General features: G+C 30.9%; 12 protein-coding genes and 1 pseudogene. 9 read left to right on the forward strand and 4 right to left on the reverse strand.

Features of this window, described 5'->3' with window-relative positions; all coding sequences use genetic code 11:
- Window positions 1–191 precede the first annotated feature (191 nt).
- Window positions 192–1,358: a M20 family metallopeptidase gene (locus NR218_RS11745; protein WP_048679841.1), complete on the reverse strand. Its 1,167-nt coding sequence runs from the start codon at window positions 1,356–1,358 to the stop codon at window positions 192–194.
- Window positions 1,359–1,536: 178 nt separating this feature from the next.
- Here NR218_RS11745 and NR218_RS11750 point away from each other — a divergent pair.
- The 6 genes and pseudogenes from NR218_RS11750 to NR218_RS11775 all read left to right on the forward strand — a co-directional run.
- A pseudogene (locus NR218_RS11750) lies at window positions 1,537–1,680 on the forward strand (8-amino-7-oxononanoate synthase); the annotation flags it as partial.
- 155 nt (window positions 1,681–1,835) lie between these two features.
- Window positions 1,836–2,348, forward strand: coding sequence for a GNAT family N-acetyltransferase (locus NR218_RS11755; RefSeq protein WP_019835790.1), 513 nt, complete (start codon window positions 1,836–1,838; stop codon window positions 2,346–2,348).
- Between the two features lie 4 nt (window positions 2,349–2,352).
- A complete protein-coding gene (locus tag NR218_RS11760; protein ID WP_019835791.1) occupies window positions 2,353–2,772 on the forward strand; it encodes an NUDIX hydrolase in 420 nt (139 codons plus the stop codon).
- A gap of 312 nt (window positions 2,773–3,084) precedes the next feature.
- Window positions 3,085–4,038 (forward strand): ornithine cyclodeaminase family protein, encoded by a 954-nt coding sequence (locus NR218_RS11765; RefSeq protein ID WP_019835792.1) that lies wholly within the window; start codon window positions 3,085–3,087, stop codon window positions 4,036–4,038.
- A 384-nt stretch (window positions 4,039–4,422) separates the two neighbouring features.
- Window positions 4,423–5,370, forward strand: coding sequence for an NAD-dependent epimerase/dehydratase family protein (locus NR218_RS11770; RefSeq protein WP_049419853.1), 948 nt, complete (start codon window positions 4,423–4,425; stop codon window positions 5,368–5,370).
- Window positions 5,371–5,544: 174 nt separating this feature from the next.
- Window positions 5,545–6,624, forward strand: a complete 1,080-nt coding sequence (locus NR218_RS11775; protein ID WP_017175328.1) for a branched-chain amino acid aminotransferase — start codon at window positions 5,545–5,547, stop codon at window positions 6,622–6,624.
- A gap of 739 nt (window positions 6,625–7,363) precedes the next feature.
- Here NR218_RS11775 and NR218_RS11780 read toward each other — a convergent pair.
- Complete coding sequence (locus tag NR218_RS11780; protein WP_002449037.1) at window positions 7,364–7,558, reverse strand: hypothetical protein; 195 nt, start codon at window positions 7,556–7,558, stop codon at window positions 7,364–7,366.
- Between the two features lie 989 nt (window positions 7,559–8,547).
- Between NR218_RS11780 and NR218_RS11785 the strand changes: the two genes are divergently transcribed.
- Window positions 8,548–9,249, forward strand: a complete 702-nt coding sequence (locus tag NR218_RS11785; protein ID WP_265848485.1) for an HAD family hydrolase — start codon at window positions 8,548–8,550, stop codon at window positions 9,247–9,249.
- 142 nt (window positions 9,250–9,391) lie between these two features.
- Here the strand turns inward: NR218_RS11785 and NR218_RS11790 are convergent, their stop codons facing one another.
- Window positions 9,392–10,054 (reverse strand): deoxynucleoside kinase, encoded by a 663-nt coding sequence (locus NR218_RS11790; protein WP_002449060.1) that lies wholly within the window; start codon window positions 10,052–10,054, stop codon window positions 9,392–9,394.
- Window positions 10,047–10,664 (reverse strand): deoxynucleoside kinase, encoded by a 618-nt coding sequence (locus NR218_RS11795; protein ID WP_265848486.1) that lies wholly within the window; start codon window positions 10,662–10,664, stop codon window positions 10,047–10,049. Before NR218_RS11795 ends, NR218_RS11790 begins: the two co-directional genes overlap by 8 nt.
- A gap of 63 nt (window positions 10,665–10,727) precedes the next feature.
- Between NR218_RS11795 and tadA the strand changes: the two genes are divergently transcribed.
- Complete coding sequence (gene tadA / locus NR218_RS11800; RefSeq protein WP_265848487.1) at window positions 10,728–11,219, forward strand: tRNA adenosine(34) deaminase TadA; 492 nt, start codon at window positions 10,728–10,730, stop codon at window positions 11,217–11,219.
- A gap of 114 nt (window positions 11,220–11,333) precedes the next feature.
- Window positions 11,334–11,468, forward strand: a 135-nt coding sequence (locus NR218_RS11805) for an HAD family hydrolase (protein ID WP_265883423.1), incomplete at its 3' end; no start/stop codon positions are given.

Genomic DNA, 11,468 nt, shown 5'->3' on the forward strand with positions numbered 1-11,468 from the left:
TTCGAATAATTTATTATTTGATATAGAAGACTCCCTTATTGGGAGTCTTTTTTTATTTGAAAATAAGACTTAAGTTCACTGTACTTTTATTTAGTAAAAAATATTAATAAAACAGCCCATAGATAAATACTATCTATGAGCTGTTTCAATCGTTTATATTCTAAGGTTTACGATACATATTTAACAAAGAATTAAAAAACGCTTTCAAGTTCTAAGATTTTAAGAAATTCGCTTGCAGCATATTTAAATGCTGCTTCATCAATATCAAAATGCGGATTGTGATGTGGGGCTGTAATACCCTTATCAGCATTGCCACATCCAGTTAAGAAAAATGCGCCAGGTCGGACTTTTAGATAGTGTGAAAAGTCTTCACCAATCATCATCAATTCTGATTTATTAAAACGTAAATGTAAATCATTTGCCGCTTGTTTAACTGTTTCATAAGCTTCTTCATGATTATGAACTGGTAAATACCCTCTAATATACTCCATGTTATAAGTGACATCATTCGCTAATGCAAGACCTTGTAATAATTTATCCATTTTCTCTTGAATATGAGCTTGTAGTTCTGTATCAAATGTACGTACCGTCCCTTTGCAAAATGCCGAATCTGGAATAACACTATCAGAAGAACCTGCTTGTACCATACCAAAGGTTAATACTGCTTCTTTTACAGGATCGATGGTACGAGAAATGATTTTTTGAGCACTTAGTATAAACTCAGCCATAATTACAATTGGATCGATTGTTTCATGAGGTTTAGCACCATGTCCTCCTTTACCTTTAATGGTAATCGAGAATTCATCTGGAGAAGCCATGATTGCACCTGGTCTTGAATAAATTGTACCAGTGGGATAACCACTCCAAAGATGAGTACCATAAATTTTATCAACATCGTTTAAACAGCCATCATCAATCATTTCTTGAGAGCCACCTGGCATAATCTCTTCACCATATTGAAAAATAAATACAACATTTCCTTTTAATAAGTGGCGATGTTCATGAACAATTTCAGCAACACCTAATAAAATAGCAGTATGACCATCGTGACCACATGCATGCATAAAACCATCGTTTTTAGATTTATATGGAACGTCGTTTAATTCTTGGACTGGTAATGCATCGAAGTCTGCACGAAATGCAATAGTTGGACCATTTTCTTTCCCTTTAAAAGTTGCCTTGATACCATTTCGTCCTACAGGTGACACAATCTCACAGTCTAAATGACTTAACTGATTGAGAATGTAGTTATGTGTCCACGTTTCTTCAAAAGAAGGCTCTGGATATTGATGCATATAACGACGCATTTGAATCATTCTATTTTCTTTTTCACTGGCTAATTGAAACCAATCAAACACATTGACCACTTCTTCCTAATTATTATGAACTTTAGTATAACAAATTCTACTAAAACTCAGTAGTCACTCATTGTAATTTTAATAAAAGACACACTATCAAATATTAAATGAATTATCTTATAACATAAAATGATTATGATGATAATAAATTATGATGAATCAATAACAAAAGAGAAATGATGAGGCACATGGTTCAGTTGTGATAGATAAAGGCGCAGAAATAGTAAAACATTTAGGCTTACAAGACAAAATTGATTTCCAAAGCGGTACATTATCTAAAGCTATCGATGTCGTAGGTGATTATGTCGCACGCACTAAAAAATGTTAGATCAAGCATTTAAAGTATTAAAAGTTAGAAAAGGGTTAAATATTATTAAATAAACATTTAATTAATTTGAGTAATCTATTAGTTTTAATGTATAAATGGATTGTTTTTCATTTTTAGTGGTACACTAATTGTAAAAAAGAGGTGTATACATGCTTGAATTAAGAAAACTAGAGTATAAAGATAAAGAAAGTTTAATTCGATATTTACAATATTGGTATGATAACAATGAGAAAATTATTCCATCTAATATTGATGTCGCACATTATCAATCTTTTGAACAAATGGTAGAACAATTGCATCATCCACCCGTAAATATGAATACCGTTCCTTCTACAACATTATTTTATTTTAAAAATGATGATATTGTTGGTGCAGTAAATATTCGTCATGAACTTAATGATAAATTAAAAAACATCGGAGGACATGTAGGCTATGGTGTTGCCAAACCATACAGAGGAAATGGTTATGCTTCAAGCATGTTAGAAGAAGCACTAAATAGACTAAATAAAATGGGGATACATAAAGTATTAATGACATGTAATCCTTATAATGATGCTTCACAAAAAGTAATAAAAAAATATGGAGGATATGAAATTAATTCGTACATTAAAAAAAACGGTCAGCCAGTAAGTCGATTTGAAATTCTAAATGATGGAAGGTGAAACTGTGAAAGATTTAAAAGTCGTATATGCACTCATACAAAATCAAGAAAGAAAAGTATTACTTGTTAATAATACAGATGGCGGGGGGTGGTCATTACCAGGAGGAAAGGTAGAAAAGGGAGAAACACTAGTTGAAGCTTTGAAACGTGAAGTAATGGAAGAAACAGGTCTTAATGCTAAGATTGGAGATATCGTAAGTATTAATGAAGGTAAATCCACTCAAATGAATGTACATACATTATTTATTATGTTTAAAGCTACAATTCAAAATGAAGTAATAGATATACAAATGAAAGATGAAATTTCAGAAATAAAATGGATGACCATCGAAGAAGCAGACCAAAAACTTACATATTATAATCACAGTTTAAAAGTATTTTTAGATAATAAAGCTACCTATTATAATGAAGGTGTTATAGATTGAAATACAGGTATTACAACAATCATTTATAGTAAGATATAAAAAAATCACTTTTCTCATAAGAAAAGTGATGGGTGTCAAAAGTTTATAAATAGTTTCATATTGTTATGAAATCGCAAGGCACTTTACTATGTAAATTGTACCTTTTATTTATAATATAAAGATATCATCAATTGTATATCATCACAATAATAAGTTAATAAAAACTATAAAAAATATTAATATTCAATTGATTAGAATATATAATAATTAAAATGGATGATTGCTACTTCTAATCTATTGTTTAACAATATCCAAACAGTGGAGGTCTATGAAATGCTCGTTTTAAATGAACAGGATCAACAAAACTTATTAGATATGAAAGAAGTGATTGAAGAAGTCGGTCACGCGTTACAGGCGTTTTCAGAAGGAAAAACGGAAACGCCATTACGTTATGTATTACCTTTTAATAAAGAAAATAGATATTTAGTGATGCCAGCTTTATCAGACGAATTAAATATTGTCGGTATTAAAACAGTCACTTTCGCCCCTAATAATCCTAAACTAGATAAAAAAACAATTACTGGATCCGTATTGCTAAGTGATTATGATACAGGAGAAACCCTTGCTGTACTTGATGGTAGTTATTTAACTAAGATTCGTACTGGTGCCATTTCTGGTGTAGCTACAAAATATTTAGCGCGTGAAGATGCAAAAACATTGTGTGTGATTGGCGCTGGAGATCAAGCTGAGGGGCTCATTGCAGCGATATTAGCAGTGAGAGATATTGAAATGCTTCATATCTCGAGTCGTACAAGAGCTAAAGCTGAAAAATTGGCTGAATTTGTGAAACAAACGTATCACGTGTCAACAAAAGTCTTCGATGAAGCGGATCAAGCCATGGAAAACGCAGATATTGTTGCGACAGCTACAAATTCAAATAAACCGGTATTTTCTCATTCATTACATCCCGGTGTTCATTTAAATGCAGTGGGTTCATTTAAACCTGAAATGCAAGAACTACCTTCAGAAACGATGTTGATTGCTAATAAAATAGTTGTTGAATCTACAGAAGCAGCAATGGAAGAAACAGGTGATTTAAAAGTACCATTAGAAGAAGGTATCATTACTGAGCAATCACTACATGGTGAACTAGGAGATATTGTAAGTGGAAAAATATCTGGACGTGATGATGAAGAAGAAGTGACAGTATTTAAATCAGTAGGTTTAGCTATTGTAGATATAGTGGTGGCACAATACTTTTATAAAAAAGCTCAACAAATTAATTAACCATATACTATATAAAAAAATAGATACCGTATCAGTGATAACGTAGCCATGGCTGATACGGTATTTTTATTGTATAAAGAAAATCAATAAGAGTGATACAAAATATTTCTTCATATTCGCCTCCTTTTAAAAATAATTAACAAGTTTATAGTAGCCTATAGGCATTGAGATATAAGAAGGAAAAAAATAATTTACGATAATTTTAAAAATAATTAACAAATAAAACGTAAGTTAAATCAAATAATTTATTAGAAGAATAAAATTATCACTTTAACGTACAATCTAATGATATATGTAAGCATTTTTATAATATAGTAAATCGAAGAATATGGGGAATTCTAAAAAGACACTATTAGGATATATAAAACAAAGGGAGAAATGACAATGAAGAGAATTGTAATTACAGGAGCACTAGGCCAAATAGGAACTGAATTGGTACTAAAATGTAGACAATTATATGGAAAAAATAATGTATTAGCCACTGATATTAGTGAGCCAGAACTACATTCATTGATTAGTGATAGCCCATTTGAATTACTTGATGTAACAGATCGTGACGCAATGATGGCTGTAGTAGAAGACTTTAAAGCAGATACACTTATGCATATGGCTGCATTACTTTCTGCAACAGCTGAAAAAAATCCTTTGCAGGCTTGGGATTTAAATATGGGTGGGTTAATAAATGCTTTAGAAACTGCAAGAATGTATGACTTACATTTCTTTATGCCAAGTTCAATTGGGGTATTTGGTGCGTCTACACCTAAGAAAAACACATCTCAAAATACGATTCAACAACCGACAACAATGTACGGGATAAATAAAGTTGCAGGTGAATTATTATGCCAATATTACTTTAAAAATTTTGGTGTCGACACACGTAGTGTAAGATTTCCAGGGCTCATTTCACATGTCAAAGAGCCAGGTGGAGGTACTACAGATTACGCAGTAGAAATATATTTCGAAGCGGTTAGACATGGTCACTACACGAGCTATATCGCTAAAAATACGTATATGGATATGATGTATATGGATGATGCCATTGATGCGATTATTCAACTTATGGAAGCGGATAGTAAGAAACTTGTAACACGCAATGGTTATAATTTAAGCGCAATGAGTCTTGAACCTGAGATGATTAAGAAAGAAATTCAGAAATATATTCCAGAATTCACCTTAGATTATGATGTCGATCCAGTAAGACAAACGATTGCAGATACATGGCCAGATAATATTGATACCAGTTATTCTCGAAAAGAATGGGGCTTTAATCCAAAGTATCATTTGGCTAAAATGACAGAAACAATGATACGAACGATTAAAGAAAAGACATAAGTTCATAATTAAAAAGGTGCCTTTGGAATTTGACTCTCTTTTAAAGAATAAAAAAAGAAAAGGGTTTCATTTTTTATTTTGTTTGAATTTTTAGAAAATTTATTGAATAGACTATCTGAGATTGCTATAATTTATATTAAATCTTATTCATGAAATATATTAGGAGGCTTCAACATGTCAGAAAAAGTTAAATTTGAACAACGTGACACACTTAAAGAAAAACCAGAAGGAAATCTTGGATTTGGGCAATATTTTACTGACTATATGTTAAGTGTAGATTATGATGAAGAAAAAGGCGGTTGGCAAGAATTAAAAATTATTCCTTATGCACCGTTTGAAATTTCTCCAGCAGCACAAAGTTTACACTATGGTCAAGCTGTATTTGAAGGTTTAAAAGCATATAAACATAATGGTGAGGTCGTATTATTCCGTCCAGATCAAAACTTCAAACGTATCAATGATTCATTAGCGCGTTTAGAAATGCCTAAAGTAGATGAAGAATTATTATTAGATGGTTTGAAACAACTTGTTGATATCGAACGTGATTGGGTACCAGAAGGCGAGGGCCAATCTTTATATATTCGTCCATTCGTATTCGCTACAGAAGGAATTTTAGGTGTTCGTGCTTCTAAAAAATATAAATTATTAATTATCTTATCTCCATCAGGTGCTTACTACGGCGGTGATACATTAAAATCAACAAAAATTTATGTTGAAGATGAATATGTACGTGCAGTTCGTGGGGGTGTAGGTTTTGCTAAAGTAGCAGGTAACTATGCAGCAAGTTTATTAGCACAAACGAATGCGAATAACTTAGGATATGATCAAGTATTATGGTTGGACGGCGTTGAACAAAAATATGTTGAAGAAGTAGGTAGTATGAACATTTTCTTCGTTGAAAATGGCAAATTAGTAACACCTGCGTTAAATGGTAGTATTTTACCTGGTATTACACGTAAATCAATTATCGAATTAGCAAAAGAATTAGGCTATGAAGTCGAAGAACGTAAAGTATCTATTGATGAATTATTCGAAGCTTACGATAAAGGTGAATTAACAGAAGTATTTGGTTCTGGTACGGCAGCAGTCATCTCTCCAGTAGGTACATTAAAATATGAAGATAGAGAAATTGTGATTAATAATAACGAACCTGGAGAAATCACTAAAAAATTATATGACACATATATTGGTATCCAAAGTGGTAAATTAGAAGATAAACATGGCTGGAGAGTCATTGTGCCGGAGTATAAATAACTTGTAAAAACAAGCTAGAAACGTTATGACTACGTGGTTTCTAGCTTGTTATTTTTCATTTTAGATCAACTTTTGGGAGCACATCAAAAAGTTGGTTGCCTTCTTTTTTGCATAAAAAACCACTCTTAACATAGCTTATGTCGAACTAAGTAAGAGTGGTGACGTAAAATAAATAAGGAGCAAAATATTATAACAAAATATTCTGCCATTTAAATTATAACCTTTATAAATAAAGATAAACATTTTAATCATTTTAACAATTAATTATATTTAAATATAAAAATTATTATTTTTTTATTTAAGTAATGTAGATAATTAAATTTTATTATGTAATAATAAGTAATGAGATTACCTAAAAGACAACCCTTGACTTAGTGTTTTTCTTCTATTACAAATACCATATACCTAATACCATTATTACTTAGGTAATCTCAACATTTGAAATTCATTTAAATGATATAGATCTTTAGGGGTATAAAGCCCCTTTTTGTATGTGAAAAAAGTCTCACTAGTAAGACTAAGTTTCAATGAAAGTAATGCTAACTATGATTTTGCCCTGTTTGATTGCCTTAATCCAATTTTTATCCGTGATTTGGATCATCTTAGAGTAATTAATACGATATATATTTGATTCAAATATCATCAAGAGACCAATAATAAAATAAAGTAAATTGAAAAAGTGGAAAGACAACTTTAAATGATGTCTTTCCACTTTTTTGAGAATAGAAGATATAAGGAATTAGATATTTAAATAATGTGAAGAAATAAAATTAATAAGATACCCCATTAATGCTAATATACCGAGTGATACAAATAATGCTGAAAACCCTCGGCTAATTGTTTTATAAGCGAGTCCTTCATTTTGTGCTAAGAAGAAACTAAATATAAATAATCCAATTCCGATTCCGAATAAAATAAAAATAACGATTAACATGAATATATCCTTTCATTTTTAGTAATGATATGATGAATATCATTGTTAAAATTACTCAATAGCATATTACAAAGATATTTTATAGAATTTTATATTTTTTTAGTGAAGATTATAATCACCGTATTATCTATTAATTAAACCACTTATAGATATAAAAGCAATAAGGCAAATTTTTTATTATTTTTCAATACATCTTTTTTATTTTTTTGGAATTTGATGAATAATTTGGACTTCTACGCAACATTTAATATGAAATAATAGGGAAATCAAGACACTTTAGCATGAATCATATCAATTTAGGCAGAAATCCCCTATAAATTAAAATATGTACTAAACTATTAATTGTAAACATATTTAAGGAGATGAAAACCATGTTAGATATCTTTAGTTTCATTAAAAAAGTATATGATTTAGTAAGTGGTATTCTTGTAAATGGTGAACCGAGAAATTAATTAATTGTTTTCCCCTAATCGAATTGAATATATATTTTCATTAAATACTATTAAAGCACGCGTTTTATTTAGATATAGTTACTAAATAAGAAGCGTGTTTCTTAATATATAATTTAAATTATAACGAATTAACATTGAGATACATTAAATAAGAGATATGATAATACTGAAACATCAAATATTAAAACATTTATTACAGAATGCAAAAACTGTGGAAAAGTAGAATTTTTTAATATAGCACCTGTAAGATTATAAATATATAATGAAATAGAATGTTGATACTTATCAACTTGTTGTAGACAATAAAAATGAAGTGATGTATGATATTTTTAGAGACTATTCCCTTACACATAGTCTTATTCCCGTTGAGGCATAGTAATGCCAACGTTATTCAAAACTAGTTTTATATATTCTTAGTTGAGTCATACCTAGAGAGGTATGGCTTTTTTTATAAACCTATGCTAAGCAGTTCTTTTACTATACTTAAAAGAACAATGTATATTACAATGAAATACAAAATAAGGAGTGTATATATAAATGGAATGGATATTATTTGATAAAGATGGTACATTAATTGAATTTGATCATAGTTGGGAAAAAATTGGCGTACGCCTGGTAAATAGTTTCCTAGAGACATTTCCTGTAGCAAATAAAGAAGCAACGCTTCGCAAACTAGGCGTTGTTAAAGATACGATTAGTCCGGATTCTGTTATGGGTTCAGGATCGTTAGATGAAATTGTTCATGCATTTAATGATGAATCTGGAAAAGATGTTTCTAAATGGACGCGTGATACAAGTCAAGCATTAGTAGATAGTCGTGAACCAGAAAATAACTGGATAGATGGCGTTTATGATATGATTCAATCATTACGACAAGAAGGCTATAAAATTGGTATTGTGACTAGTGACTCTGAAAAAGGAGTGACACAATTTTTAGAAGAAACACATTCTAAAGATGCGTTTGATTTAGTCATTTCTACTGAAGCGCATGCGGCTGAAAAACCCAATCCTGAAGTTCTTAAGCCACTTTTTGATCATTATGATGTTAAACCGGAAGATGTAGTCATCGTAGGTGACACAAATAATGATATGAAGACTAAAGTGAATGCAAAGTTAGGTTTAGCCATTGGTGTATTAAGTGGTATCGCAAAAAAAGAGGAACTTGTGGATGCTGATTACGTGATTGAAACAGCTGTGAGTGTACCAGAAGTATTAAAAAAGTATACACAAAATAATTAAACAAAAAGAGATTAAAGTATAATGGTTATTTTCTACATTTATAACATATTGGCAGCCAAGAACTGAATTAAACATGGTTTTACACCCATGTTTAATTCTAGTCCTTCTTGCCTAGATGAGACAGTAAAGTCTGTCTCTTTTTTTATCGATGATCTACATTTCGATATGTTTGAATAATATGTGCAATTTTGTCGATAATTGGATCTAAAGAGTCGGGGTTTTCATGAATATCATATTCATTAATATTCACTCTTACTACAGGACAAGCATTAAAATTGTTAATCCAATTTTCATAGCGTTTAAATAACTTTTTCCAATATACCGGATCAGTATTCATTTCCATATCGCGGCCACGTTGATGAATACGATCGATCACTTCATCATAGTCACAATCTAAATAAATTAAAACATCTGGTTTAGGGAAATAGGGTGTCATAACCATTGCTTCAAATAACTCCGAGTAAGTTTTAAAATCTTCTTTACTCATTGTTCCTTGTTCTTCATGCATTTTTGCGAAGATATCAACATCTTCATAAATAGAACGATCTTGTATAAAGCCTCCTCCGTATTCAAACATGCGTTTTTGTTCTTTAAAACGTTCAGCTAAAAAATAAATTTGCAGATGGAAACTCCAACGTTCAAAATCATTATAGAATTTATCTAAGTAGGGGTTATGGTCTACATTTTCAAAGGAAGTTCTGAAATTGAGTTTATCAGCAAGCGCTTGAGTTAATGTAGATTTTCCTACTCCTACCGTTCCAGCAATTGTAATAATTGCATTTTGAGGGATACCGTAATTATTCATATTTTATATCTCCTATCATGGGTTTAATTTGATTTAAAATCAATTGATAATCTGATTTATTTTGTACAAAATCTAAATCAGAAGTGTCGATTAAAATCACATTAGCACCTTCGTTTTTTAATGTTTCATAAAATGATAAATAATCCTTTTTTAAATTAAGTAAGTAGCTATCTTCAATTTGATGTTCAAAGCTACGGTTACGTTTAGCAATACGACGTTTCAGTACATCTAAATCAGCATCTAAAAAGATGATCATATTAGGTAATTCAAGATCTTCAGTTAAAATATTGAAAATACGATTGAATTTATCAAATTCTGATTCGTTAAGTGTATTGCGGGCAAATATTCTATTTTTATAAATATGGTAATCACTTACCACACCTTGATTAATTTTTGCAATATCTTGTGCTTGTTTATAACGATTACAAAGGAAGAACATTTCAGTTTGAAAACTCCATTTTGAAATATCATCATAAAAATCAGAAAGAAAGGGGTTTTCATTAATGATTTCATTTTCTTCATAATAATTAAAGGTTTGGCTAATTTTATGAGTAAGAGACGATTTGCCAACGCCAATCGGACCTTCTATTGCAATAAATGGTTTATTCATAATTACATCTCCAAATGTTAAAATAGACATTGAGTATTTTATCATAAGTAAGGGATGACACATATGACAAATGATGAATTTTACATGAAATGTGCAATTGAAGAAGCGAAAAAGGCTCGACAGCTTGGTGAAGTTCCAATCGGAGCAGTGATCGTTAAAGATAACGACATTATTTCACGTGCTCATAATTTAAGAGAAACCCTGCAACAGCCTACTGCTCATGCTGAACACTTAGCAATAGAACGGGCAGCTAAAGTCATAGGAAGTTGGCGTTTAGAAGATTGTACATTATATGTCACATTAGAACCCTGTGTCATGTGTGCTGGAACGGTTGTAATGAGTCGTATACCACGGGTTGTATATGGCGCGATGGATCCTAAAGGAGGATGCAGTGGTAGTTTAATGGATTTACTACAACAACCACAATTTAATCATCGTGCAATTGTTGAACAGGGTGTGTTAGAAGAAGCGTGTAGCAATTTATTGAGACAATTTTTCCGTGATTTAAGAGCTAAAAAAGTTAAAAGAAACACATCATCGTACAAAAGATGGTAAATTTGTTAAAATAGGAACGGTAAAACAAATTTAAATTTTGTAATTATGTTCACTGAATATGTATGTTCTAAAATATAATAGCTGTAAGTTTAGCTAATGAAATGAGGTAACGGCATGATTAAACTGATTGCAACAGATATGGATGGGACACTGTTAAATGCAGCACATGAAATTTCAGAAGAAAATATTAACGCGATTAAATATGCTCAATCAAAAGGTATTACAGTAGTCATTGCAACGGGTCGTGCG

It is taken from the genome of Staphylococcus sp. SUC_1.2 (genome assembly GCF_026222585.1).

Coding starts and splice junctions, on each gene's coding strand:
- NR218_RS11755 (WP_019835790.1), top strand. CDS start 1,836: ATGCTTGAATTAAGAAAACTAGAGTATAAAGATAAAGAAAGTTTAATT.
- NR218_RS11795 (WP_265848486.1), bottom strand. CDS start 10,664: ATGAATAAACCATTTATTGCAATAGAAGGTCCGATTGGCGTTGGCAAA.
- NR218_RS11770 (WP_049419853.1), top strand. CDS start 4,423: ATGAAGAGAATTGTAATTACAGGAGCACTAGGCCAAATAGGAACTGAA.
- NR218_RS11785 (WP_265848485.1), top strand. CDS start 8,548: ATGGAATGGATATTATTTGATAAAGATGGTACATTAATTGAATTTGAT.
- tadA (WP_265848487.1), top strand. CDS start 10,728: ATGACAAATGATGAATTTTACATGAAATGTGCAATTGAAGAAGCGAAA.
- NR218_RS11765 (WP_019835792.1), top strand. CDS start 3,085: ATGCTCGTTTTAAATGAACAGGATCAACAAAACTTATTAGATATGAAA.
- NR218_RS11775 (WP_017175328.1), top strand. CDS start 5,545: ATGTCAGAAAAAGTTAAATTTGAACAACGTGACACACTTAAAGAAAAA.
- NR218_RS11780 (WP_002449037.1), bottom strand. CDS start 7,558: ATGTTAATCGTTATTTTTATTTTATTCGGAATCGGAATTGGATTATTT.
- NR218_RS11790 (WP_002449060.1), bottom strand. CDS start 10,054: ATGAATAATTACGGTATCCCTCAAAATGCAATTATTACAATTGCTGGA.